This is a genomic window from Pseudomonas sp. FBCC-B1667 (assembly GCF_059133255.1).
Map to the genome: position 1 here is coordinate 3,822,760 of NZ_CP101437.1, position 24,482 is coordinate 3,847,241.

Annotated in this window: 21 protein-coding genes; 14 read left to right on the plus strand and 7 right to left on the minus strand. The window is 59.8% G+C overall.

Annotated elements, in window-relative coordinates; all coding sequences use genetic code 11:
* Positions 1-8: 8 nt before the first annotated feature.
* Positions 9-1,031: a protease SohB gene (gene sohB, locus NL116_RS17530; protein ID WP_494373284.1), complete on the minus strand. Its 1,023-nt coding sequence runs from the start codon at positions 1,029-1,031 to the stop codon at positions 9-11.
* Positions 1,032-1,235: 204 nt separating this feature from the next.
* Here sohB and NL116_RS17535 point away from each other — a divergent pair, with 204 nt between their 5' ends.
* From NL116_RS17535 to NL116_RS17545, 3 genes are all read left to right on the plus strand, one after another.
* Positions 1,236-1,946 (plus strand): histidine phosphatase family protein, encoded by a 711-nt coding sequence (locus tag NL116_RS17535; protein ID WP_494373285.1) that lies wholly within the window; start codon positions 1,236-1,238, stop codon positions 1,944-1,946.
* A 64-nt stretch (positions 1,947-2,010) separates the two neighbouring features.
* Positions 2,011-2,325 carry an SCP2 sterol-binding domain-containing protein gene (locus NL116_RS17540; RefSeq protein ID WP_494373286.1) on the plus strand — a complete coding sequence of 105 codons (315 nt, stop codon included), beginning with the start codon at positions 2,011-2,013 and terminating at the stop codon, positions 2,323-2,325.
* Positions 2,326-2,615: 290 nt separating this feature from the next.
* Positions 2,616-4,463 (plus strand): amidohydrolase, encoded by a 1,848-nt coding sequence (locus NL116_RS17545; protein WP_494378084.1) that lies wholly within the window; start codon positions 2,616-2,618, stop codon positions 4,461-4,463.
* A gap of 81 nt (positions 4,464-4,544) precedes the next feature.
* Here the strand turns inward: NL116_RS17545 and NL116_RS17550 are convergent, their stop codons facing one another.
* Entirely contained in the window at positions 4,545-7,175 is a 2,631-nt protein-coding gene (locus tag NL116_RS17550) for an MGH1-like glycoside hydrolase domain-containing protein (RefSeq protein WP_494373287.1), read from the minus strand.
* Positions 7,176-7,306: 131 nt separating this feature from the next.
* Here NL116_RS17550 and NL116_RS17555 point away from each other — a divergent pair, with 131 nt between their 5' ends.
* From NL116_RS17555 to NL116_RS17565, 3 genes are all read left to right on the plus strand, one after another.
* Positions 7,307-8,170: a LysR family transcriptional regulator gene (locus NL116_RS17555; RefSeq protein ID WP_494373288.1), complete on the plus strand. Its 864-nt coding sequence runs from the start codon at positions 7,307-7,309 to the stop codon at positions 8,168-8,170.
* Between the two features lie 99 nt (positions 8,171-8,269).
* Positions 8,270-9,415 carry a sterol desaturase/SRPBCC family protein gene (locus NL116_RS17560; RefSeq protein WP_494373289.1) on the plus strand — a complete coding sequence of 382 codons (1,146 nt, stop codon included), beginning with the start codon at positions 8,270-8,272 and terminating at the stop codon, positions 9,413-9,415.
* 5 nt (positions 9,416-9,420) lie between these two features.
* Positions 9,421-10,503, plus strand: a complete 1,083-nt coding sequence (locus tag NL116_RS17565) for an SMP-30/gluconolactonase/LRE family protein (RefSeq protein WP_494378085.1) — start codon at positions 9,421-9,423, stop codon at positions 10,501-10,503.
* A gap of 54 nt (positions 10,504-10,557) precedes the next feature.
* Here NL116_RS17565 and NL116_RS17570 read toward each other — a convergent pair whose 3' ends face one another.
* Together NL116_RS17570 and NL116_RS17575 are read right to left on the minus strand one after the other, a co-directional pair.
* Positions 10,558-10,722 (minus strand): hypothetical protein, encoded by a 165-nt coding sequence (locus NL116_RS17570; RefSeq protein ID WP_494373290.1) that lies wholly within the window; start codon positions 10,720-10,722, stop codon positions 10,558-10,560.
* 108 nt (positions 10,723-10,830) lie between these two features.
* Entirely contained in the window at positions 10,831-11,073 is a 243-nt protein-coding gene (locus NL116_RS17575; protein ID WP_494373291.1) for a DUF465 domain-containing protein, read from the minus strand.
* Between the two features lie 218 nt (positions 11,074-11,291).
* On the opposite strand from NL116_RS17575, the gene NL116_RS17580 reads away from it, so the two are divergent.
* From NL116_RS17580 to NL116_RS17610, 7 genes are all read left to right on the plus strand, one after another.
* Positions 11,292-11,813: a DUF4142 domain-containing protein gene (locus tag NL116_RS17580; RefSeq protein WP_494373292.1), complete on the plus strand. Its 522-nt coding sequence runs from the start codon at positions 11,292-11,294 to the stop codon at positions 11,811-11,813.
* 232 nt (positions 11,814-12,045) lie between these two features.
* The gene (locus NL116_RS17585) at positions 12,046-12,897 is read left to right on the plus strand and encodes an STAS domain-containing protein (protein WP_494373293.1); all 852 of its coding nucleotides are present in this window, start codon (positions 12,046-12,048) and stop codon (positions 12,895-12,897) included.
* 4 nt (positions 12,898-12,901) lie between these two features.
* Positions 12,902-13,264, plus strand: coding sequence for an STAS domain-containing protein (locus tag NL116_RS17590; RefSeq protein WP_494373294.1), 363 nt, complete (start codon positions 12,902-12,904; stop codon positions 13,262-13,264).
* Entirely contained in the window at positions 13,261-13,665 is a 405-nt protein-coding gene (locus tag NL116_RS17595; RefSeq protein WP_494373295.1) for an anti-sigma regulatory factor, read from the plus strand. Before NL116_RS17590 ends, NL116_RS17595 begins: the two co-directional genes overlap by 4 nt.
* A complete protein-coding gene (locus tag NL116_RS17600) occupies positions 13,662-14,672 on the plus strand; it encodes an ATP-binding protein (protein WP_494378086.1) in 1,011 nt (336 codons plus the stop codon). The genes NL116_RS17595 and NL116_RS17600 overlap by 4 nt, the downstream gene beginning before the upstream one ends.
* Positions 14,665-15,540, plus strand: a complete 876-nt coding sequence (locus NL116_RS17605) for a sensor histidine kinase (RefSeq protein ID WP_494373296.1) — start codon at positions 14,665-14,667, stop codon at positions 15,538-15,540. The genes NL116_RS17600 and NL116_RS17605 overlap by 8 nt, the downstream gene beginning before the upstream one ends.
* A complete protein-coding gene (locus tag NL116_RS17610) occupies positions 15,530-17,473 on the plus strand; it encodes a response regulator (RefSeq protein WP_494373297.1) in 1,944 nt (647 codons plus the stop codon). Before NL116_RS17605 ends, NL116_RS17610 begins: the two co-directional genes overlap by 11 nt.
* Positions 17,474-17,559: 86 nt before the next feature.
* Here NL116_RS17610 and NL116_RS17615 read toward each other — a convergent pair whose 3' ends face one another.
* The 3 genes from NL116_RS17615 to NL116_RS17625 all read right to left on the minus strand — a co-directional run bounded on the left by NL116_RS17615 (position 17,560) and on the right by NL116_RS17625 (position 23,255).
* The gene (locus NL116_RS17615; RefSeq protein WP_494373298.1) at positions 17,560-20,196 is read right to left on the minus strand and encodes an excinuclease ABC subunit UvrA; all 2,637 of its coding nucleotides are present in this window, start codon (positions 20,194-20,196) and stop codon (positions 17,560-17,562) included.
* A gap of 54 nt (positions 20,197-20,250) precedes the next feature.
* Complete coding sequence (locus NL116_RS17620; RefSeq protein ID WP_494373299.1) at positions 20,251-22,362, minus strand: hybrid sensor histidine kinase/response regulator; 2,112 nt, start codon at positions 22,360-22,362, stop codon at positions 20,251-20,253.
* A 203-nt stretch (positions 22,363-22,565) separates the two neighbouring features.
* Positions 22,566-23,255, minus strand: a complete 690-nt coding sequence (locus NL116_RS17625) for a GntR family transcriptional regulator (RefSeq protein WP_494373300.1) — start codon at positions 23,253-23,255, stop codon at positions 22,566-22,568.
* A 141-nt stretch (positions 23,256-23,396) separates the two neighbouring features.
* Between NL116_RS17625 and NL116_RS17630 the strand changes: the two genes are divergently transcribed.
* A complete protein-coding gene (locus tag NL116_RS17630) occupies positions 23,397-24,482 on the plus strand; it encodes an ABC transporter ATP-binding protein (protein WP_494373301.1) in 1,086 nt (361 codons plus the stop codon).

A 24,482-nucleotide genomic window follows, 5' to 3' on the forward strand; every position in this document is an offset into this window, starting at 1 on the left:
GCTGACGATTACCAGAAACGTTGCTGAGTCAACCGGCTCCACCAAGTCAGCAAAACACGATCGACCGAACCACTGGCCGCCATACCGATGCGCTCTTGCAGGCTTTTGCGCTCGGCGTAGTGCAGGTGAAAGAGCTCGGCTTTTTTTGCCCGTTCGGCGAGGTATTCGTCGCTGGTCTTGAGTTCGTCCACCAATTGTTTGTCGAGGGCGGCGATACCGAGCCAGATCTCACCGGTGGCCACTTCGTCGATGGCCAGTTGCGGGCGATAACGCGCGACGAAGTTCTTGAACAGCTGATGGGTAATGTCCAGGTCTTCCTGGAACTTTTCACGACCTTTCTCGGTGTTTTCGCCAAACACGGTCAGAGTGCGTTTGTATTCGCCGGCGGTCAGCACTTCGAAATCGATGTCGTGTTTTTTCAGCAAGCGATTGACGTTAGGCAACTGAGCCACCACGCCGATCGAGCCGAGGATCGCGAACGGTGCGCTGATGATCTTCTCGCCGATGCACGCCATCATGTAGCCGCCACTGGCTGCGACCTTATCGATGCAGATGGTCAATGGCACGCCGGCATTGCGAATCCGCGCCAGTTGCGAGGACGCCAGACCGTAGCTGTGAACCATGCCTCCGCCGCTTTCCAGACGTAGCACGACTTCATCCTTGGGCGTGGCCAGCGTCAACAGTGCGGTGATCTCGTGGCGCAGGTTCTCGGTGGCAGACGCCTTGATGTCGCCGTCGAAATCCAGCACGAATACCCGCTGCCTGGCTTCGGGGGTTTTCTTTTGCTTCTTCTCGGATTTAGCCTGGGACTTGCGCAAGGCCTTGAGTTGGTCCTTGTCGAGCAAGGTTTGCTCCAGGCGCTCACGCAGCCCTTTGTAGAAATCATTGAGCTTGCTGACTTGCAACTGGCCGGCCGCCTTGCGTCGACCTTTGCTGCGCAATGCCGCAAAACTGGCCAGGACCACCAGAATGGCGATCACCAGTGTCACGGTCTTGGCCAGAAAGCTGGCGTACTCGGTGAAAAACTCCACATTGACTCCTTCATGACGATGCGCGACTTAAAACACGCGCTGGATGTGATCAGCATACCCATGCGCCAGCTCGACGACCAGCCGTGAAACCTCTGGCAACAGCCCTGTAACAGCCATTTCAAACAAGCGTATGTTTTTTCATTGACAGCTCACCGCCATCCTCATAACCTCGCCAAACCTTCAACGTACCGGGATGACGCGGACGTGGGCAGTATCTATTTGATTCGACATGGCCAGGCCTCCTTTGGTGCAGACGACTATGACGTCTTGTCGCCGACCGGTATTCGCCAGGCAGAAATCCTTGGCCAACACCTGGCCGAGCTGGGTATCAGCTTCGATCGCTGCCTCTCGGGCGACTTGCGCCGCCAGCGCCACACCGCCGAAAGCGCGATGGAACAGTATGCCGCCGTGGGCCTGCCGGTGCCGCCCCTGGAGATCGATCCCGCCTTCAATGAGTTCGACGCCGACGCGGCGATCCGCGCGTTGCTGCCAGCCATGCTGGACGATGAACCCGAAGCCCTGGACATCCTGCGAAATGCCGCGCAAAACCGCGCCGAGTTTCAGCGCATCTTTGCCTTGATCATCGAACGCTGGCTCACCGGCTCCTATAACACGCCGGGGCTGGAAAGCTGGCTGGGCTTTGTCGAACGCGTACAAGGCGGCCTGCAGCGAATCCTTGAAAGCGCCGACAACCATCAGAAGATCGCCGTGTTTACCTCCGGCGGTACTATCACGGCGCTGCTCCATCTCATTACACAGATTCCTGCCCGGCAGGCATTCGAACTGAACTGGCAAATCGTCAACACCTCGCTCCACCACTTGAAGTTCCGTGGAAACGAGGTGGCACTGGCTTCCTTCAACAATCATGCACACCTGCAACTGTTGAAGGCCCCGGACCTCATCACGTTTCGCTGAGTCCGGATTATTGTGACCCTGGCTGTAATCAGCCTGCTCTTATTACCCAAGAAAGGATCGAACCATGACCTCCGTAGCTGATGCCGTACAAGCAATGAAAGCCAAGTTCAACCCAGCCGCTGCTGCCGGTCTGGACCTGGTCTTCGGTTTCCGCATCGACGACAACAAGAATTTCTCGCTGATCGTCAAAAACAGCACCTGCGAGTTGCAAGAAGGCGAAAACCCTGACGCCCAGGTTACCCTGGTGATGGACGGCGAAACCCTGGAAGGCATCGTTGACGGTTCGACAGACGGCATGCAAGCGTTCATGGGCGGCAAACTGCGCGCTGAAGGCGACATGATGCTGGCGATGAAACTGTCCGAGCTGTTCCCGAGCTAAGACGGCGGCTCCCGGCCTTCGGGAGCTGGTCTGGCTATCAACGAATCCCGCCCCTTGTGGCGGGATTCGTCGTTTTCCGACCGAGGAAAACGGCCCCCTGCGGATTCAGCGTCTATATTCCTTCTGGGCGCCTGCGTCAGACATCGGCTGCTTGCCCACCCATCGCGCGGAGCACGGCCATGAGCCCATCTGACGACTTTCACGGTTTTAACCGCCGACGCGTACTGCAAGGCCTGTCGGCAGGTACTGTCGGCGCCTGGATCAGCCCGCTATTCGCAGGGAGTAAAATCATGCCCGACGCCCCAGCCGATCTCATCCTGTACAACGGACGCCTGCACACCGTCGACCGCAAAAAACCCCAGGCCAGCGCCGTCGCGATCAAGGACGGACGCTTTTTGGTGGTCGGCAGCGACGCCCAGGCCATGGCCCTGCAAGGCCCCGGTACGCACATCATCGACCTGCACGGTCGCACGGTGATTCCGGGCCTCAATGACTCACACCTGCATCTGATCCGTGGTGGCCTCAATTACAACCTCGAACTGCGCTGGGAAGGCGTGCCGTCACTGGTCGACGCCTTGCGCATGCTTAAGGATCAGGCCGATCGCACGCCCACGCCGCAATGGGTGCGGGTGGTCGGTGGCTGGAACGAGTTCCAGTTTGCCGAGAAGCGCCTGCCAACGATTGATGAATTGAACAAGGCCGCCCCGGACACCCCGGTGTTTGTCCTGCACCTTTACGACCGTGCTCTGCTCAACCGCGCCGCCCTGAAGGTGGTCGGTTATACCCGCGACACACCGAACCCGCCGGGCGGTGAAATCCAGCGCGACGCCAATGGCGACCCGACCGGCATGCTGATCGCCCGGCCCAACGCGATGATTCTCTACTCGACCCTGGCCAAAGGGCCCAAGTTGCCGCTGGAGTACCAAGTCAACTCGACCCGCCAGTTCATGCGTGAACTCAATCGCCTGGGCATCACCAGTGCCATCGATGCCGGCGGCGGTTATCAGAACTACCCGGATGACTATCAGGTCATCCAGCAACTGGCCAAAGACCAGCAACTGACGGTGCGCATCGCCTACAACCTGTTTACCCAAAAACCCAAGGAGGAACTGACCGATTTCAAAAACTGGACCCGCACTTCACAGTACGGCCAGGGCGACGATTTCCTGCGGCACAACGGTGCCGGGGAAATGCTGGTGTTTTCGGCGGCGGATTTCGAAGACTTCCTTGAGCCGCGCCCGGACCTGCCGCAAACCATGGAGCAGGAACTGGAACCAGTCGTACGCCACTTGGTGGAACAACGCTGGCCGTTCCGTTTGCATGCGACGTACAACGAATCCATCAGCCGCATGCTCGACGTGTTCGAGAGGGTCAATCGTGATATTCCATTCAACGGTCTGCCGTGGTTTTTCGACCACGCCGAAACGATTACGCCACAGAACATCGAACGGGTAAAAGCCTTGGGCGGCGGCATTGCAATCCAGGACCGGATGGCGTTTCAGGGCGAATATTTCGTCGACCGTTACGGTGCCAAAGCGGCGGAGCACACCCCGCCCATCGCACGCATGCTCGCCGAGGGCCTTGCGGTCGGCGCCGGCACCGATGCTACCCGCGTTTCCAGCTACAACCCCTGGACCTCGATGTATTGGCTGGTCAGCGGCCGCACCGTGGGTGGCCTTTCGCTGTACCCGCAAGGCCTGAGTCGCGACACGGCGCTGGAGCTGTTCACCCATGGCAGTGCCTGGTTTTCCTCCGAGCAAGGCAAGAAAGGCATGATCAAAGTCGGACAACTGGCTGACTTGATTGCGCTGTCGGCGGACTACTTTCACATCGAGGATGAAGCGATCAAATGGATCGAGTCGGTGCTGACCATTGTCGATGGCAAGATTGTCCACGGCACTCACGAGTTCGAAAAGCTAGGGCCACCGCCGATCCCTGTGGTGCCTGAATGGTCGCCGGTCACCAACGTACCGGGGCACTGGAAACATCTCACGCCAATGACCGCGCAGGTTCATCAATGTGCAGGCGCCTGCTCGGTGCATGCACACAACCATGAACGGGCCCGAATGTCGTCAGCCCCGGTCAGTGACTTTCAGGGATTTTGGGGGGCGTTTGGCTGTTCGTGTTTTGCGTTTTGAACAACAGTCCCGCAGACACAGACATCCCAATGTGGGAGCGGGCTTGCTCGCTCCCACATTAGTTCTGTGTTTGGCGGGAACTCATGACTGTAATAACAACGCGATCAGCGCGCTCCACCCTGTCTGATGGCTCGCCCCCAGTCCGCGTCCGTTTTCCCCATGAAAATACTCATGGAACAACACCAGATCGCGACTGGAGGGATCGGCCTGCAATTGCGGATACGCCGCCATTGACGGCCGATTGCCCGCCTCATCGCGAAGCACCAGCCCGGTCAGTCGTTGGCTCAAGCGGTCGGCGACCTCTTCCAGTGACGCCAGGAACCCCGACCCCGTAGGGTATTCCACCGAAAAGTCCTGATCGTAATAGCGATGAAACTCGCGCAAGGATTCGATCAGCATGTAGTTGATCGGCATCCACACCGGCCCGCGCCAGTTGGAATTGCCGCCATACAGCCGGGACTCTGATTCTGCCGGCTCGTAATGAGCACACAGTTGGTCACCGTTGATCAGCAATCCAAAGGGCTGTTCGGCAAAGGCCTTGGACAATGAACGAACCCCGAACGGGGAGAGAAACTCACTTTCATCGAGCATGCGCCTCAGCAGATCCTTGGTGCGCTCGCCACGCAACAACGCCAGGAGCATACGGTTGCCCTCGCCCGGTTCGGTCCAGCGTGAAACGAGGCTGGCGAGGTCCGGTCGGTGACGCATGAAACCCAGTAAACGTTCGCCTAATCCGGGCAATCCTTCATGTTCGTGTTGCTCCAGCACCTGCACGGCAAACAACGGCATCAGGCCGACAATCGAGCGCAAACGCAGCGGTTCGCTCACTCCGTCAGGTCGGTGCAATACGTCATAAAAAAACTGATCCTGCTCGTCCCACAACCCTTCGGCCTCGGAGTCGACCCGATTGATTGCCCCGGCGATGTAGAGAAAATGCTCAAAAAATTTCACCGCAATGTCGACGTAAACACTGTTGCGCTTGGCCAGTTCAAGTGCGATGCGCATCAGGTCCAGCGCATAAGCGGCGACCCACGCCGTGCCGTCGGCCTGATCCAGTTGATAACCGGGCGGCAACAGCGCCGAACGGTCGAACAGTGCGATGTTGTCCAGCCCCAGAAATCCGCCCTGGAACAGGTTGCGACCTTCCGCATCCTTGCGATTGACCCACCAGGAAAAATTCAGCAGCAGTTTGTGGAAGATCCGTTCAAGGAAGTCCATGTCGCCAACGCCCGTCAGCGCCTTGTCCTGCTGATACACCCGCCAACAGGCCCAGGCATGCACCGGCGGGTTGGCGTCGTCGAAACGCCATTCGTAGGCGGGTAACTGGCCATTGGGATGCATGAAGCGGTCTTTGACCAGCAGCAACAATTGATGCTTGGCAAAGCCAGGGTCGATCAGCGCGAAAGCCACCGCCTGAAAGCCCACATCCCACGAGGCGTACCAGGGGTATTCCCACGTGTCGGGCATGGAAACGATGTCGAAATTCGACAGGTGTCGCCAATGCCTGTTGCGAATGTGCGAACGCCCGACGGGTGGCGGCGGCTGCGCCGGATCGCCGTCGAGCCACTGATTGACGTCGAAGTAATACAGCTGTTTCGACCAGAGCAATCCCGCCAACGCCTGACGCTGAACATTTCGTGCATCCGGATCACCGATGCCGGATTGCAGGGCCGCGTAAAACTCATCGGCCTCAGCGCGACGCCGCTCGAACACAGTGTTGGCGTTGACCCGCGCCGCGCCGCTCGGGGCGAAACGCAGATAGACACATCGGCTTTGGTCTGCCGCGAACGTCAGGGTGAAATGCGCGGCCACCCGCGTTCCCGTGTCACGTCGAATGGCATCGTCGTGGCCATTGACGATGAAGTCGTTGATGCCATCCTTGAATGGACCATTCGCCGCCACGCCCTCCAGTTTGGGGAAGTTGCTCTCGTTGTTGCAGAACAGCCATTGGCATTCCTCTTCGCCCCAGGCGCTGGCTCGCCGATCGGCGAGTTGCGGATGCCCGGCCAGGACCTCATCGCCGCTCAGCGTGAGGCTCGGTTGTTGCACGTCCGCTGCCCAATTCCAGGTGTTGCGCGCCCACACCTGCGGCAACACGTGAAGCCGAGCAGGCTGATCGGATCGGTTATGCACGGTGACACGCATGAACACGTCATCTATCGCCTGTTTGGCGTACTCCACCGTCACGTCGAAATAACGGTTGTCTTCAAACACGCCGGTGTCGAGGATTTCATACTCCGTATCGGCCAGGCCACGGCGGGCGTTTTCGACCACCAGGTCCTCATAGGGGAATTCGGCCTGCGGGTATTTGTAGAGCATGCGCATGTAGGCATGACTGGGCACACCATCGACGTAGAAATACAGTTCCTTGACGTCTTCGCCGTGATTGCCTTCAGCGTTGTTCAAGCCAAACAGGCGCTCTTTGAGAATCGGGTCACGCTCATTCCATAAGCCCAGCCCAATACACCAGTGCTGAGCCTTGTCACTGAACCCGGCAAGCCCATCCTCGCCCCACCGATAGGCGCGGCTGCGAGCGTGTTCGTGAGGAAAATAGCGCCAGGCATCGCCGTCGGCACTGTAGTCCTCGCGCACCGTGCCCCATTGGCGCTCGCTCAGGTACGGCCCCCACTCGCGCCAGGCCTCGGCATCGCTGCCCGCCAGACGCTGACCTTCAATCGTGTCGAGGATGTTTGCTGCGTGCTTTGCCGTCATGGGTCGGGCCGTTGGGCTGGAGACGTTTGCAGTGTAGTGCGCACGCCCCACCCGCACTGTGAAAACCATGACACCTCGCCACCGGGTGGGAGTACTCCTACAATGCCTGCACTTCCCGCACCGGCCATCCCATGGACATCGACCTCGCCCGCACCTTCCTGGAAATCGTCCGCCACGGCAGCCTCGCTGCCGCAGCTGAAAAGCTCCACGTTACCCAGACCGCCATCACCGCGCGCGTGCAGAAGCTTGAAAGCCAGCTGGGCAGCACGCTGTTCGTGCGCAACCGCGCCGGCGCTCGCCTGACGCCCAATGGCGAGGCGTTTGTGGTGTATGCCAATCAACTGGTCGAAACCTGGGAAGCGGCGCGTCGGGACTTGCCATTGCCCGAGGGTTACCGTGATGTGCTGCACATCGGTGGCGAGGTCAGCCTGTGCAACCCGTTGATGCTCAGTTGGGCCGGTGAATTGCGCGAGAAGATTCCCAGCCACGCCTTGCGCATGGAAATCCGTGACGGCGAAAACCTCTTGCGGCAACTGGAACTGGGCGTACTCGATGCCGCACTGGTCTATCAGCCGGAGTACTGGCCGCGCCTGCAAGTCGAGCAGGTGCTGGAAGAAAAACTGGTGCAGGTACGCCTGGCCAGCAAACCCGATCCGTACGTGTACATCGACTGGGGCTCGGACTTCCGGCGCCAACACGATGCCGCCCTGCCGGAAAAAGCCAAAGCCCCGCTGAGCTTCAACCTCGGCCCACTGGGTTTGCAGTACATCCTGGAGAATGGCGGCAGCGGCTATTTCCGTACGCGCGTGGTTCGCAGTTACCTGGAAAGCGGTGTACTGGAGGCCGTGCCCAAGGCCCCGGAGTTCAGTTACCCGACCTACCTGGTGTATTCGCGTGATCGCGACTCGGCGACCCTGCAACGGGCCTTCGATTTGCTGCGTGAACTGATCCAGTCCGATGAAGACTGGTCGCAGCGCTGGAATCCGTTGACCTGAGCACACCGGATCATGGCGCTTGTGTCCTTTAAGTTGCGCCAGCCTTTGCAGGGACATCAGCTAATCTGCTGGGGATAACAATAAGCAGAGGTGAACGCAGTGAGGCAGACCACCCAAGACTTCCGCAGCCGCTATCGTGCCGCTATACACCCCCGGTACAACCCCTGGCTGCACGGGGCATTTGTGCTGGTTTTCGGGTTACTGGCCATCAGTGGATTCTGGAGCACCGTGCATCAGGTCACGCCGCTGGAATGGCTGGCAGTGCCAATCACACTGCTGTTCTTCAACTTCGGCGTGTACAAGGTGCATCGAGAGCTGGGGCATCACAAAAAAAGCTTCGCGCGGATGTTCTACGCCCGCCATGCAGGCGACCATCACAGCTTTTTTGCCCCCGGCCACATGACCTACGACAGCGCCCGGGACTGGCGGGTAATTCTGTTTCCAGCCTGGTTGATCGTGGTCCATACCGTGGTCATTACCCTGCCCCTGTGGTGGCTGCTGAGTCGCTTCGATAGCAACGTTGCCGGTTTGTTTGGCGGCTGTCTGGTCCTCGGCTACCTGACCTACGAAGTGTTTCACGCCTGTGAACACCTGCCGCCCGGCAACCCGGTCACGCGTTTGCCATGGATTCGCCAGATGCGTCACCTGCATGAGCTGCATCACCGACGCGAGCTGATGCAGGAGCGTAACTTCAACATCGTGTTTCCGCTGATGGATTACCTGTTCGGCACCCTGTACTGGGAACCGGATCATGACCCCTTGCCCTTGACGAGAACGCCCATGACCCGCATGCAGCATCAGATCGTTATTGCTGGAAACCCGATTGAAGTGCTCGCCTACGCCAGCACCGTCACCCGTTGGCCGGAGTGGCATCCGTCTTCCCTCAAGGTCGACGGCCAGGCCGGGCCGCTGCACGCCGGCTCGCGGTTCGAAGAAGACATCCGGGCCGGCGGGCGCGACGGGCACTTGCGGTGGGAGGTCAACGAATACCTGCCGGGACGCCGTTGGAGTGCCCAGGCGCGGGGCGATCACGGGCTGTCACTGGTGGTGACGTACGAATGCGCGGCCGAGGGCGAAGGCACGCAATTTATCCGCACGCTGGAGTACCAATTCGCGGGGGTAGCGATGCGCATCGCCAATCAGCTGGTGCTCAAACGGCGCATAGAGCGTGAATCCGCCGAGTCAATGCTGGCCTTGCGCGAGATGGCGCAAATACAACTGACACCCGCCGGAGCCCATGCGTGAGAAGAATGATCAAGTTCCGGCATCTGCTGTTACTGCTATTGATTGCCCTGAGCGCCTTCCTGTTGTTGTTCCCGACCAACGTGCGCCCGGTGGCCTGGAATCCGCCGCCGGCGCCCTCCCTCACCAGCGGCGTCTACGCCGACAATGAACGTCTCAAAGGCGTGGAGCGTGTCGGTCCGTCAGACATTGAGGGACCGGAAGCGCTGTTGCTGGAGAGCGACACGCTGATCACCGGCCTGCATGACGGTCGGTTGATCCGCACCAGCCTCGACGGCAAACAAACCAAAGTGCTGGCCGACACCGGTGGCAGACCGTTGGGCCTGGCGCGTCACCCCAATGGTTTGCTGGTGATCGCGGACGGCGTCAAAGGGCTGCTGTCGCTGGATGCCCAAGGCCGGTTGATTCCTTTGAGCACCACGGCGGGCAGCGTGCCATTTGGTTTTACCGATGACGTGGCCATCGACAAGGCCGGGCATTTTGCCTATTTCAGCGATGCTTCCAGCCGTTGGGGCTACGGCAAGGACGGCGAGGCGATCATCGAGCATGGCGGCGATGGTCGTTTGCTGCGGTATGACTTCCAGACCGGCAAGACCGAGGTGTTGCTGGACAAGCTCGAGTTTGCCAACGGCGTGACACTGGGGCCGGACGACGCCTTTGTGCTGGTCAACGAAACCGGCGCCTACCGCATCAGCCGCTTCTGGCTGACCGGGCCGAAAGCCGGCACGCACGACCTGTTTATCGACAACTTGCCGGGGCTGCCGGACAACCTGTCGTTCAACGGCCGCGACCGATTCTGGGTCGCGCTCTATTCACCGCGCAACGGCTTGCTCGACCGCACGGCGCCGCACCCTTTTGTTCGCAAGATGATTGTCCGGGCGCTGAAGGTGTTGCCTAAACCGGTGGAGAACCGGGCCTTTGCGCTCGGGCTGGATCTGGACGGCAAGGTGATTGCCAATCTGCAGGACGGCAGCAGCGGCAATTATTCGCCGATCACGACCGTGCGCGAGTATGGCGACTGGCTGTACTTCGGCTCGTTGAAAGCGAAAAACATGGCGCGTTTGCCGCTCGCCACCGCACTCCAGAACTAACACTGATCAACATGTGGGAGCGGGCTTGCTCGCTCCCACAGGGGATTTGTGGGGTTATTCGGGATCTGTGTCGTCGGCGGTTTCGTCGTGCTCGCGCACAGGGTCGTCATCCTCATCGTCCGGATGGGTGGTGATGTGGTTAGGGCTCAACGGTTCGGGATGAGTCGGGATAGGGTCGAAACCACCCTGTTGTTCACTCGGAAATCCGGGATTGGACATAAGGCACCTCTCAGTGAGTCGTTAACCATGACTCATGACATGAGAGGCGCCGGTTTTAACGCCGTTCCACTTCTCAGTCACCGATTGTCGGTCACTCGGTACGACGCGTCAGGACGATGCCTTCAATTGCTTGACGATCTTGTCCTTGACCAATAAACGATGTTCCTTGAGCTTCTTCAACTGGTCATCACTGGGCGCATCGGATTTCGCGGTCTCGGCCTTCACCACCTCGGCGTCCGCCTGGGAATACTTGTTGATCAGCGAATCCAATAACGGATCCTTGGTGCGTCTTTGCTGGATCTCTTCCTTTGAAACCTTCAAGTCCTGATACAGGTCATGGTTCACCGGCATGGAACACCTCCGTTTGATGATCGGTAGCAAACGCGATCAATTGCGTTCACCAACTATCAGAATGGCCTTGGTTTGTGCGTTCTGTCGACCACCTGTCAGACCAGCGGTGTCCGTTCGTCGTCCTGTCGCAAATGCGATAAAACCTTTGTTCGGGCGCCAGCCTCCACTGAGTAACGATCTGCCGGATCGCCAACCCAAACCAGTGTGGAGAATGACCAATGGACGGATTTACCCTGCGCCACCTCGCCCTGGCTGTCGCCTTGAGCAGCAGCATGGGCACGGCTTTCGCCGCCACTTCCAATGACTTCGTCGACAAAGCGGCCGCAGGCGGCATTGCCGAAGTTGAAACCAGTCGCCTGGCGCTGGAAAAAAGCTCATCGGCCGACGTCAAGGCGTTCGCCAACATGATGATCACCGATCATTCCAAGGCCAACGATGAACTGGCGGCCCTGGCGAAAAAGAACGACATCGAGGTGCCGGACACGACGACGCTGGTCAAGCAGGCCAAGGAAAAAATTCTCGACATGCGCGATGAGTCTTTCGACGCGGCGTACGCCAACAACCAGGTGAAAGCCCACGAAGACACCATCGCGTTGTTCAAGAAAGAAGCCAATAACGTGACCGACGACAAGGTCAAAGGCGCCACAGCGTTGAAAGGTTTCGCGCAACAAATGCTGCCCGCTCTGGAAAAGCATCTGGAAATGGCGAAAAAACTCCAGGCTGCCCACCCCGACAAGTAACTCAATGAAAAAGACCGCCGATGCGGTCTTTTTTTTGCCAATGGAACAGTCGGGAACCAGTCAAAAAATCGCCACCTGAAGCAGTGCCGTCTAGAGTTAGCGGGCCACATACCGCCGCATCGAAAAAAACCTGCGTAAAACGAACAACTATTTCATTCGGCAAAGGTCACTGACTTCACGCCGGTCGTTTTTCACAGGGAATCGGCAAAGACTCACTCAGGAGCGCAAGTACATGGCAGCACTGCAAATCAGCACACTCGATGCTATGAAAAACAATCAGGCGCAACTGCTCGCCGAATGGATCAAGGGACTGGAAGCCAATGGCGCTGCCCGTAACCTGAAAGAACAAGACCTCAAACAACAAACCGCCGAGTTTCTGCATCTGGTGGTCAACGGGCTGGAAAAGGGCAACGGGCTGAGTGTCGCCGCGCCGGGTTGGGACGAGGCGCGTCAGTTCCTCGAAAAACTCTCCCACAGCCGCGCCCTGCTCGGGCAGGACTCGCACCAGACTGCCAGCTTCATCTTCTCGCTCAAAGGCCCATTGTTCGGTCTGCTGCAAAGCCATTACAAAGACAACCCGGCCGTGCTCGCCGAGCAACTGTGGGAAGTCTCCGAATTACTCGACGCGCTGGGCATGCACACCATCCGCACCTTCCAGAAATCCCGCGAAGCAGTAATCAAGCGCCAGCAAGAGGAACTGCTGGAACTCTCCACCCCGGTGGTCAAGCTGTGGGACGGCATTCTGGCCCTGCCGATGATCGGCACCCTGGATTCGCAACGCACCCAGGTCGTGATGGAATCGCTGCTGCAACGGATCGTCGACACCGGCTCTGAAATTGCGATCATCGACATCACCGGCGTGCCAACCGTCGATACCCTGGTGGCGCAACATTTGCTAAAAACCGTGACCGCCATTCGCCTGATGGGTGCCGATTGCATCATCAGCGGCGTGCGTCCGCAGATCGCTCAGACCATCGTGCATCTGGGCCTGGACTTGCAAGGCGTGGTGACAAAGGCCAACCTGGCCGATGCCCTGAAACTCGCCCTGACCCGCCTGGGAATTACCGTCAGCAAGACGGTATAAGCCCATGGATAGAATTCCTATTCTGCAGATGGGCAACTTCTTGCTGGTGACCATCCAGGTCGACATGCATGACCAGCTCGCCCTGACCCTTCAGGACGACCTGTCAGAGCGCATCAGCCGAACCTCGGCGCGTGGCGTGTTGATCGACATTTCCGCGCTGGACATGGTCGATTCGTTCATTGGCCGGATGATCGGGACCATCTCCGGTCTGTCGAAAATCATGGACGCCGAAACCGTGCTGGTGGGCATGCAGCCCGCGGTAGCGATCACCCTCGTCGAACTGGGCCTGACCCTGCCCGGCGTCAGCACAGCGTTGAACGTCGAGCGCGGCATGAAACTGCTTCAGGAACGAGTACGCGAGCAATGACCCCGCGCAGCAGCGGCACTCATCCGATTAACATCGAGCAGGATGTGGTCCTGGCCCGGCAGCTGGCGCGCAAGCTCGCTACCGAGTGCGGCATGCGCCTGATCGATCTGACCAAAATGGTCACCGCCGTCAGCGAGCTGGCGCGCAACACCATGGTCTACGGCGGCGGTGGTGACATGGACTGGCAAATCATCGACGAAAACTCGCGGGTCGGTCTGCGCCTGACCTTCCGCGACGAAGGCCCGGGCATTCCCGACATCAAACTGGCAATGACCGACGGCTGGACCTCCGGCAGCGGCCTCGGCCTGGGTCTGACCGGGGCCAAACGACTGGTAGACGAGTTCGAACTGGACACCGCGCCCGGCCAGGGCACTCGCATAACGATCACCCGATGGACATGAACATTGCAGGCACCCTGACCGACGTCCTGCTGATCGAAGACAGCAGCCAGATCGGTCATGCACGACGAACCGCGCAAAAACTCGCCGAACACATCGGCTTTGACGCCACCGATGCCGGGCGAGTGGCGCTGGTGGCCACGGAACTGGCGAGCAACGTGCTCAAGCATGCAGCGCGGGGCGAATTGCATCTGCGGACCCTGCCGTTCAAAAACGGTCAGGGAATCGAGATGCTGGCGGTGGATCGCGCACAAGGCTTCGATTTGCACGCCTGCCTGACGGATGGTTTCTCCACCGGAGGTACCCAAGGCATTGGCCTGGGTGCTGTATCGCGTCAGACCGACGTATTCGACGTGTACGCCGACTCAAGGGGCGCCGTGCTGTTGGCCCGTTTGTATCCGCGCACTCACACAGTCGTGGACCTGCGATTGGGCGTCAGCCAGCACTCGCTCGCCAACGACCCCGCGTGCGGCGACGTCTGGCATCTGGCGATGGACGGGGCTAACCTCAGCGCCTTGGTGATTGATGGCCTGGGCCATGGCGAAGAAGCCGAACGCGCCGGCCGTGCCGGTGAAAAAGCCTTCGCGCACGCGCCATTTGCCTCGCCGGTGTTGCTGCTCGAAGACATTCACCAGGCCATGATCGGCACCCGTGGCGGAGCGTTGGCCATTGCGCAGTTCGACGCACAGCTCGACAAGATAACCTTCACCGGCATCGGCAACATCGGTGCCAGCCTGATTGCGGCGGACAAATCCCGTGGCCTGGCGTCCCATCCAGGCATCGTTGGCGGCCAGTATCGAAAAGCCCAACCCTTTGACTATGCTCACGTGAATGGACATCTACTGATCATGTACAGCGACGGCTTGCAGTCCCGATGGAATTTGCATGACTACCCCGGCCTGGTGCACCGGCATCCCGCCGTGATAGCCGCCATCCTGCACCGCGATTTCTGTCGCGGCCGGGACGATGTGACGGTGTTGGTCGTTGCCCTGGAGGCCGCTCATGGCTGAGTCACCCACCCTCGCGCCGGAAGATCCGTCAGCGCTGATCGCCCGCTTGCAGAGCGAAACCGCCGCCCTGCGTGAAGAACTCGATGAAACCAATCAAGGCGTGCTCGCACTGTACGCCGAGCTCGACAACCAGGCGGAGGAACTGCGGCAGGCCTCGGACCTTAAAAGCCGTTTCCTGTCGTACATGAGCCATGAATTTCGCACCCCACTGGGCTCGATCCTGAGCATCGCCAGCCTGTTGAGCGATGAACTCGATGGCCCTCTGAGCCCCGAGCAACACAAGCAGGTCACGTTCGTCAGCACCGCCGCGCGGGAGTTGAGCGACATGGTCGACGATCTGCTCGATCTGGCGAAGATCGAGGCCGGGCGCATCACCATTTCCCCGGCCTGGTTCGACATGTTCGACTTGTTTGCCGCCCTGCGCGGCATGTTTCGCCCGATTGTCGACGCCAGCGCCGTTGACCTGATTTTCGAGGAACCGGTGGGTTTGCCGCGCTTGTTTACCGATGACAAGAAACTCGCGCAAATCCTGCGCAACTTTATTTCCAATTCGCTGAAGTTCACCACGCGCGGCGAGGTGCGGGTGTCGGCTCGGCTGGAAGGGAAAAACCATGTGCGCTTTGCCGTCAGCGACACCGGAATTGGCATCGCTGCCGAGCTGCATGGCGCACTGTTCGAAGACTTCTCCCAAGTCGACTCCCCCCTGCAAAAGCGTTTGCGCGGCACAGGCCTGGGATTGTCGTTGTGCAAACGCTTCGCCGCATTACTGGGCGGCGAAGTCGGGGTCAAAAGTACACCGGGGGTTGGTTCGACCTTCTTCGTGATCATCCCGCTGGCCATCGCCATGGAGCCCGTCGATGAAACGTGACATTCGCTTGCTGATCGTCGATGACAACGTTGCGACGCGCTACGCCTTGCGCCGACGCCTGGAGTCCCACAACTACGTCGTGCTGGAGGCCGGGACCGGCGGCGAAGGCTTGGCGCTGATCGACAGCGAAACCATCGACGCGCTGATTCTGGACGTTAACCTGCCAGACATGAGCGGTTTCGACATCGTGCGCAAGCTGCGCTCCGAGGCCGCCACCGCGCTTCTGCCGGTGATTCACGTGTCGGCCGCTTCGATTCAGACCGGCGACATCATCACCGGCCTGAACGCCGGGGCCGATGCCTACCTGATCCATCCCGTAGACCCGGACGTATTGCTGGCCACCCTGCGCACCCTGCTGCGGGTGCGCGACACCGAACACGCCCTGCGCGAAAGCGAGGCGCGGTTTCGGGAGATTTTCGTCAACGTCTCGGCGCCCATCGCGGTGCTGGACGCGGATTTCAAAGTTCACGAATGCAACCACGCCTTTGCCCAGCTGATTCAGGACAATGTCGGCCCGGATACGCTGGGTGAATGCTTCGCTGAGGACCAGGAGGCGGTGCTCAAAGAACTGCGCCTGCGCCTGCTCGCTGGCGAGCGCTGGAAAGGCATATTGAACATGCGTGTGGAGGGAGAGTTACGGGAAACCGAGTGGCAGATTTCGCCGTACCGCACTCCGGGGTTGAGCCTGGTGTTTGTCGAAGATGTCACCGAACACCGCCATCGCGAACGCTCGCACCTGGCTCGACTCGACGATGCCACTTCGCAACTGGAACGTGAAATCGCCGAGCGCGTGCGCACCGAAGCCCAGTTGCTTCAGGTCCAGAAAATGGACGCACTGGGTAAGTTGACCGGCGGCATTGCACACGATTTTAACAACCTGCTGACCGGCATCATCACCAGCCTGGAACTGATCCAGAAACGCGTCGCCGATTCGCGCACCGACAAGGTTCAGCTCTATGCCGAAGCAGCGTTTAACTCAGCCATGAGCGCCGCCGCGCTGACCCATCGCCTGCTGGCCTTCGCCCGCCAGCAACCGCTGGATACGCGGCCAGTGGACATCAACGAACACATTCGCTCTCTCGAAGAGTTGCTGGTGCGCACCATCGGCGAACACATTGCGCTGAAACTCGAGCTGACCTCCAAAGCGGCGATTGCTCTGGTCGACCCGATCCAGCTGGAAAGCGCGGTGCTCAACCTCGTGATCAATGCCCGCGATGCCCTGCCGCAAGGCGGGAACATTTGGGTCAGCACGTATGCGGCGTATTCTCATGGCGACCTGAAACTGGCGGATGGCGCCTACGTTGCGCTGTCGGTGCGTGATGACGGTACGGGTATCGAGCACAGTGTGATCGACAAGGTATTCGACCCGTTTTTCACCACCAAGCCGCTGGGTCAGGGCACGGGGTTGGGGTTGTCGAGCATTTACGGGTTCGCCCGACAATCTGGGGGCGACGCGCACATTCGCAGCGTGGCGCGACGCGGCACCGAAGTGACCATCATGCTGCCAGCCAGTTCGGACCCGACCACGACTGCCGTCGTCTCGGATGCTGTGGATCAGCAAGGAGCCGGTGAACATGTCCTGATTGTCGAGGACATGCCTTCGGTGCGCATGTTCGTCGCTGAGGTGCTCGCGGATGCGGGTTATCGCTGCACGCAAGTGGGCGATATCGAGGGCGCCCTCGAGCGCCTGCAGAACGACCCTTCGATTGATCTGATGCTGACGGACGTTGGTCTGCCGCGTATGAACGGCCGGGAGCTGGCGGATGTCGCACGGGGCTGGCGTGAAGGATTGCCGATCCTCTTCATGACCGGTTATGCGGAAAACGCGATCAACCGGCAAGTGTTTCTCGGGGACGGCATGGAGATGTTGATCAAGCCGTTCCAGATCAGTGAACTGCTGGACAAGGTCAGACGCACCCTCGGTTACGCCTGACAGACCGCCTTCGCGAGCAGGCTCGCTCCCGCAGTTGACCGCCTTTCAATGGGGGAGCTAGCCTGCTCGCGAAGAGAATCAACCCATCAAGCCCTGCCAAGCACCCGAGCCAAAAACGGTGCAGTCCGGCTCTTCTTGCTCTTAGCCACTGTCTGCGGCGTGCCGGCCACGACGATTTTCCCGCCCTGATCCCCCGCCCCCGGTCCGATGTCGATCACCCAGTCACTCTGCGCCACCACGCGCATTTCATGCTCGACCACGATCACCGTATGCCCCGCCGTTACCAACGTATTCAACTGTTCCAGCAACCGGTCCACATCTCGCGGATGCAATCCCGTGGTGGGTTCATCAAGCACATACAACGTCGCCCCACGCTGATTACGTTGCAGCTCGGTCGCCAATTTGATCCGCTGAGCTTCACCGCCCGACAACTCCGTCGCCGGCTGTCCCAGGCGCAAATAACCCAACCCTATGTCCCGCAGCACCTCCAGCGAACGGCGAATCCCTGGTTGCTCGACGAACACCTCGACCGCTTCATCCACCGTCAGCTGCAACACTTGGGCAATGTTCAACCCTTGCCAGGTGATCGCCAGAGTCTCTGGGTTGTAGCGGGCTCCGTGACACGTCGGACATGGCGCGTAGACGCTGGGCATGAACAACAACTCGACACTGACAAAGCCTTCACCTTCGCAGGTCGCGCAGCGGCCCTTGGCGACGTTAAAGGAAAACTGCCCGGCATCGTAGCCTTCGGCCTGTGCCTCAGGTGTGGCGGCGTACAACTTGCGCACGTTGTCGAACAGCCCGGTGTAGGTCGCCAGATTGGAGCGCGGCGTACGGCCGATGGGTTTTTGATCGACCTGAACCAGACGCTTGATCGACTCCAGCCCCGCCGTGACCTGACCGCCGCTGACTTGGGGTGCATCGTCCTCAAGGCTCAACGCCTCAGTTTCGTTGTCGCCGGCGGCCCGACCTAAATGCGCGCCGACCAGTTCCAGCAAAGCCTGACTGACCAGGCTCGATTTACCCGAGCCGGAAACACCCGTCACCGCGGTAAAACAACCCAGCGGAAACTCGACGCTGAGGTTGTTCAGGTTATTTCGGGTGATGCCCTCCAGTTTCAACCAATCCGTCGCCGCGCGGCTGGCACGGAGCTCGCCGACCCGTTCAGCAAACAGATAGGCGCGTGTCTGGGAGTTCGCCACTGTGGCCAACCCTGGCGGCGGGCCGCTATAGAGAATCTGGCCGCCGTTCTCGCCCGCCGCCGGGCCGACGTCGATCAACCAGTCCGCGCGACGCATGGTTTCCAGATCATGCTCAACGACAAACAGCGTATTACCGGCGGCTTTCAGGCGTTGCAGCGCTTCAAACAAAGCCTCGCCGTCCGCGGGATGCAGGCCGGCCGAAGGTTCATCCAGCACGTAGATCACGCCGAACAGTTGCGAGCCCAATTGAGTCGCCAGCCGCAGGCGCTGCAACTCGCCGGAGGACAGCGTCGGCGTGCTGCGCTCCAGTGCCAGGTAACCGAGGCCCAGGTCCGTCAGGGTGCTGACCCGTTCCAGCAAATCCTGAGCGATGCGTTGCGCGGCCAGGCGTTTTTCCACCGACAGATTCCGCGTATGACGCACGTCCGGCGCATTGACATGCCCACTGGCACCGTGGGCAACCCGCGCTTCACGAGCTTCTCGGGTTTGCCGATGGCTCAACACCTCGCCTGCCTCATCGGCTTCTTCCAGGTAACTGTGCGCCGCCACCGGTCTCAGCACGGCGGCCACTTGCAGCAACGGCATCTGCGATAACTCGCCGATGTCGTAACCCGCGAACGTCACCGATAACGCCTCGCGCTTGAGCCGTTTGCCGTCACACAACGGGCACGGGCTGCCGAGCATGAATTGCGAAACGCGTTTCTTCATCAGTGCACTTTGCGAATGGGTGAACGTGTGCAGGATGTAACGTCGGGCGCCGGTAAACGTGCCCTGATAACTCGGTTCCATTTTGCGTTTGAGCGCGACGCGGGTTTCTTCCGGGGTGAGCCCGGCGTACACCGGCACCGTCGGAGTCTCTTCGGTAAAGAGAATCCAGTCGCGCTGTTTTTTCGGCAGATCGCGCCACGGGATATCGACGTCGTAACCCATGGTCACGAGGATGTCGCGCAGGTTCTGCCCTTGCCAGGCCATGGGCCAGGAAGCGACCGCACGCTGGCGGATAGTCAGGCTCGGGTCGGGGACCATCAGCGCTTCGGTGACGTCGTAAACCCGGCCCAACCCTTGACATTCCGGGCATGCGCCTTGAGGGGTATTGGGCGAGAAGTCTTCGGCGTACAGCATCGCTTGCCCCGGCGGATAACTGCCGGCCCGCGAGTAGAGCATGCGGATCAGGCTAGACAGGGTCGTCACGCTGCCCACTGAAGACCGGGTACTCGGCGTGCCCCGTTGTTGTTGCAGGGCCACGGCCGGCGGCAGGCCTTCGATGGAATCGACATCCGGCACGCCGACCTGATCGATCAGCCGCCGCGCATAAGGCGCCACGGATTCGAAATAGCGGCGCTGCGCTTCCGCGTACAGGGTCGAGAACGCCAGCGAAGACTTGCCCGAACCGGAGACACCCGTGAACACCACCAACGCATCGCGCGGAATGTCGACATCGATGTTCTTGAGGTTGTGTTCCCGGGCGCCACGCACCCTGACCATGCCGGAGGGAGGGTTGGAGCTGCGCTTGGATGTCATCGAAAACCCTTAATGAATGAACTGAATAAACACCGCTCCCACAGTTGGGCTGCGTTAACCGTTAAGAACCGTGCGCACCATGCGGGTCAGTGATTCAGGCCCGTAGGGTTTGCTCAGCAAATGCGTGTCGGGGCTGAGTTGGTGGTTGCGCGAAATAATGTCACGGGTATGCCCGGAGGTGAACAACACCGCCACCGGAGGGGTCTGCACTTTAGCCCAAGCGGCCAGGTCCGAGCTTTTGATCAGGCCGGGCATGACCACGTCAGTGAAAATCAGCTCCACCGCCGTGCCCTCCAGCAACATCTGCATCGCCTGGTCGCCATTGGCCGCCGTCAGCACCTGATAGCCTTCTTCGCACAGCAACTCAACCGCGGAGGCGCGGACCGCTTCATTGTCTTCGACCACCAGAATGGTTTCATGCCCCCCACCCTGCTGCGCGTCATGCTGCACGGTTTCGCTGGGGGCCGCTCGCAGGCTGCGCGGAAAGTACAACCGCACCCGAGTGCCTTGTCCTTCGGTACTTGAAATCTCGATGTGCCCGCCGCTCTGCTTGACGAAACCGAACACCATACTCAACCCCAGCCCTGTGCCCTGGCCATCGGCCTTGGTGGTGAAAAAAGGTTCGAAGGCCTGCGCAAGCACCTGCGGCGGCATGCCGATACCCGTGTCCGTCACCGCGACACACACGTAGTCGCCGGCCATGATGCCCTTACCGGCGCAAAACTTTTGGTCAAGGGTGATGTGCTCGGCACTCAGGCCAATGCTGCCCTCGCCTTTCATCGCATCACGGGCATTGATCGCCAGATTGAGAATGGCGTTTTCCAGCTGATTGCGGTCGACGAAGATGTGCCAGGGTTCATTCGGCGCACTCATCTGGATCTGCAGGGTTTCCCCTAGTGCTCGCTGCAACAACTCCGTCAGGCCTTCGAAAACCTGCCGCGGATTGCACACCGCGGGCGACAGTGGCTGACGGCGGGCAAACGCGAGCAATTGCGAAGATAACTTGGCGCCACGTTCAACCGCCGCAATCGACGCTTTGACCCGGCGCTGCACATTGGGGTTGTCCGGCTCATGCCGCGCCAGCAAATGCAGGTTGCCGGCGATCACCTGCAACAGGTTATTGAAGTCGTGGGCCACGCCACCGGTGAGGCCACCGATGGCTTCGAGTTTCTGCGATTGGCGCAGTTGTTCTTCAGCGGCCAGGCGCGCTTCCACTTCATCGGCGACGCGCTGCTCCAGGTTGCGAGTGAACCTGAGTAAGGACTCTTCGGCGGACTTGCGCTCGTGGATGTCGATCAATACGCCGGGAAAGCGGAACGGTTCGCCCTGTTCATTGAACTCGCAACAGCCGCTCGCCTGCACCCATAGATAACTGCCGTCGGGGCGAAGGACCCGATACTCGGCATTGAATGCTTCGCCGGTTTCTACAGACTGATTGACCTGTTCCTGCATCCAACTGAGGTCGTCGGGGTGGACCTTGGCTTCGGCGACATCTGTCGGCAGGTTGGCCAGGTCCTGATCGGCGGGATAGGAGAAGGTCCGGGCAAAACGTTCGTCGCCGGAAAGCCTGTTGGCCTTGATGTCCCAGACGAACGAGCCGAGCAAGGCCCCGGCATTGAGTGCGAGGCGCACTCGTTCGTTGTCGGCGCGATAAGCGTCTTCGGCAGCCTGGCGGCGACGTTCGGAAATCACGTGTTCGGTGGTGTCGACCACCATGGCCATGACCCCGGCCGGCTTGCCTTCATCATTGGCCACGGGGCTGTAATAGAGATCGAGCCAGACGTCTTCAGGAACTCCGTCGCGCAGCAACACCAGCTCTTTATTGCGATAGGACAAGGTGCTGCCCGCCAGGCAGGTATCGACCACATTACGATTGAATTCGGCGACTTCCGGCCAGCCCAGTTCCACCGGAGCCCCCAGCAGATACGGATGACGGCCACCGGCGAATTCGGAGTAGGCATCGTTGTAGATCATGTACCCGGCGCGGCCCCACAGCATCACCATCGGCAGTGGCGAGGCCAGCATTAGCTGCACCGTACTGCACAGGCTCGCAGGCCAGGTGTCGAGGTTGCCCAGTTCGGTCTTGCTCCAGTCGAACGCACGAATGCGCCCGGCCATTTCGCCGTTCCAGCCAGCACACCCGTGGCTTTGCTCTAGAAACTGCATTGACTGGCTCTTAGTCCCCGTAAATGAACTGACTCAAGGGCTCGCGATTGTGTGAAGACGATGTCGCCCGTTTGTTTCGAGCATCGCCGACGTCAATGGTTTCATAGAGGTTAGCTGATTCTTCGGGGCCACTGCGGCCCCCCCGACTCATTGCGGGAGCGTGCAAGCTCGCACAGGTGATCACCTCGGTGTCAGAGGGTGAATCACACCTCAATCAAATGCTTGAGCGGGTGATAGCCGGTTTTCAGCGTGGCGGCGACGTCAAGAATGGCTTTCTCGATGCCATTCAAATGCATGCAAGTCAGTTCAATCGCCGCGCTTTGGTTGCCCGCTTCGATGTACTCGATCAACCGCAAGTGTTCATCGTCGCGGCACGCCTCGTGGCTGTCGTCATCCAGCGCGGCAGCGTACAGCGAGGCGCGGGAAATCAGCTTGCGAAACCAGTCCAGCAGCACCGGGTTATTGAGGCTTCGCGCGAGCTTGATATGGAACTCGCCGAGCAAATGGATCAGCCGCTCATGGTCGCCGCTGCGGTGCGCTTGATCTTCCAGTAACAAGTGATCGCGCAAGTCCTGGGTCACGGAAGTGTCACGTCGACGGCACAGTTCGCTGACGATACCAATCTCGATCAGGCGCCGGGTTTCGAACAAAGAACGGATCTCTTCGTCGCTGGGCAACGACACCGACGCACCTTTATTGGGCTCGGTAGTCACCAGGCCATCGGCTTCCAATTGCTTGAGCGCGGCACGAACCGACGTCCGGCTGACATTAAAAAGCTCGGCCAGCGACGCCTCGCCAAGCTTCATGCCCGGACGCAATGAACGCTTGCTGATCGCTTCGTAAACCCCTTGGTAGACGCGGTCGACCGTGGTTTCAAGTTTCTTCTCGGTCATCTCAACACTCCTTTAGCGCTAAACAACCGGCCCCTTGGCGATGAGCAGCCATTGAAAAAGGGGGTTGCACCAGCAGATTAATCCGGTTATTTGTAGATTGCATCCAGATATTGCATACAATAATTTGAGGATTGCACCATTATGGGTCAACCGATAGCTATCGAAGTGCGTAACGTCTCTAAGCGGTATTCCGACGATCCGGGGCTGGCTCCCGCCCTCGACAACGTTTCCGTCGACATTGCCGACAACGAATTCTTCACTCTGCTCGGCCCTTCCGGCTGCGGCAAAACCACCCTGCTGCGCACCATCGCCGGCTTCGAACACGTCAGCGATGGCGAGATTCGTCTGGCGGGGGAACCGGTCAATGATTTGCCACCGTTCAAGCGCCGGGTCAACACGGTGTTCCAGAGTTACGCGCTGTTTCCGCACATGAGTGTCGCGCAGAATATCGCCTTCGGCCTCGAGATGCAGGGTCTTGATCGCAAGCAAATTGCCCAGCGTGTCGATGAGATGCTCGCCCTGGTGCAAATGCAACACCTGGCGGGGCGCAAACCGGCGGAACTGTCCGGTGGCCAGCAGCAACGTGTGGCACTGGCCAGGGCCTTGGCGCCCAAACCGAAAGTGCTGTTGCTGGACGAACCGCTGTCGGCACTGGACCTCAAGTTGCGTAAGGAAATGCAGGTCGAACTCAAGCGCGTGCAAAAGGAAGCCGGGATCACCTTCATTTTCGTCACCCACGATCAGGAAGAAGCCCTGACATTGTCTGACCGGATCGCCGTGATGTCCGCCGGCAAGATCCTGCAAATCGGCACGCCGAATGATATCTACGAACGCCCGAATCATCAGTTTGTCGCGCAGTTCATTGGCGACATCAACTTCCTCCCCGGCCACGTCAAGCGTGGTCAGCAAAACGAAAAACTTTTTGTGCCGAACGGGATGCCGGTGGAAATCCCCTGCCCGGCCCAGAGCTTTGACGGTGCCGCTGTGCAATTGGCGTTTCGCCCGGAGCGTTCGCAACTGGTCGACCCGACACAACCGCACCATCTTCGCGGCGTGATCGAGGCGGTGTTGTACGTCGGCACCGCCACCCTTTATCAGTGCCGCTTGAACAACGACATCAAGGTCACGTTGCGTGAAAACAACGAAGGCCTGAACCGTGGCCGGGCGGTCGGCGATCGTGTCGCGGTCAATCTGCCGCCCCATGCCTGCCTGCTGATGGAGGCCTGA

What these genes read in the sequence shown, in the direction of transcription:
- NL116_RS17595 (WP_494373295.1), top strand. Translation starts at nt 13,261, where the DNA reads ATGACCCCGCGCAGCAGCGGCACTCATCCGATTAACATCGAGCAGGAT.
- NL116_RS17625 (WP_494373300.1), bottom strand. Translation starts at nt 23,255, where the DNA reads ATGACCGAGAAGAAACTTGAAACCACGGTCGACCGCGTCTACCAAGGG.
- NL116_RS17570 (WP_494373290.1), bottom strand. Translation starts at nt 10,722, where the DNA reads ATGTCCAATCCCGGATTTCCGAGTGAACAACAGGGTGGTTTCGACCCT.
- NL116_RS17630 (WP_494373301.1), top strand. Translation starts at nt 23,397, where the DNA reads ATGGGTCAACCGATAGCTATCGAAGTGCGTAACGTCTCTAAGCGGTAT.
- NL116_RS17555 (WP_494373288.1), top strand. Translation starts at nt 7,307, where the DNA reads ATGGACATCGACCTCGCCCGCACCTTCCTGGAAATCGTCCGCCACGGC.
- NL116_RS17540 (WP_494373286.1), top strand. Translation starts at nt 2,011, where the DNA reads ATGACCTCCGTAGCTGATGCCGTACAAGCAATGAAAGCCAAGTTCAAC.
- NL116_RS17575 (WP_494373291.1), bottom strand. Translation starts at nt 11,073, where the DNA reads ATGCCGGTGAACCATGACCTGTATCAGGACTTGAAGGTTTCAAAGGAA.
- NL116_RS17545 (WP_494378084.1), top strand. Translation starts at nt 2,616, where the DNA reads ATGCCCGACGCCCCAGCCGATCTCATCCTGTACAACGGACGCCTGCAC.
- NL116_RS17610 (WP_494373297.1), top strand. Translation starts at nt 15,530, where the DNA reads ATGAAACGTGACATTCGCTTGCTGATCGTCGATGACAACGTTGCGACG.
- NL116_RS17590 (WP_494373294.1), top strand. Translation starts at nt 12,902, where the DNA reads ATGGATAGAATTCCTATTCTGCAGATGGGCAACTTCTTGCTGGTGACC.
- NL116_RS17605 (WP_494373296.1), top strand. Translation starts at nt 14,665, where the DNA reads ATGGCTGAGTCACCCACCCTCGCGCCGGAAGATCCGTCAGCGCTGATC.
- NL116_RS17615 (WP_494373298.1), bottom strand. Translation starts at nt 20,196, where the DNA reads ATGACATCCAAGCGCAGCTCCAACCCTCCCTCCGGCATGGTCAGGGTG.
- NL116_RS17620 (WP_494373299.1), bottom strand. Translation starts at nt 22,362, where the DNA reads ATGCAGTTTCTAGAGCAAAGCCACGGGTGTGCTGGCTGGAACGGCGAA.
- NL116_RS17565 (WP_494378085.1), top strand. Translation starts at nt 9,421, where the DNA reads ATGATCAAGTTCCGGCATCTGCTGTTACTGCTATTGATTGCCCTGAGC.
- NL116_RS17580 (WP_494373292.1), top strand. Translation starts at nt 11,292, where the DNA reads ATGGACGGATTTACCCTGCGCCACCTCGCCCTGGCTGTCGCCTTGAGC.
- NL116_RS17550 (WP_494373287.1), bottom strand. Translation starts at nt 7,175, where the DNA reads ATGACGGCAAAGCACGCAGCAAACATCCTCGACACGATTGAAGGTCAG.
- NL116_RS17600 (WP_494378086.1), top strand. Translation starts at nt 13,662, where the DNA reads ATGAACATTGCAGGCACCCTGACCGACGTCCTGCTGATCGAAGACAGC.
- NL116_RS17585 (WP_494373293.1), top strand. Translation starts at nt 12,046, where the DNA reads ATGGCAGCACTGCAAATCAGCACACTCGATGCTATGAAAAACAATCAG.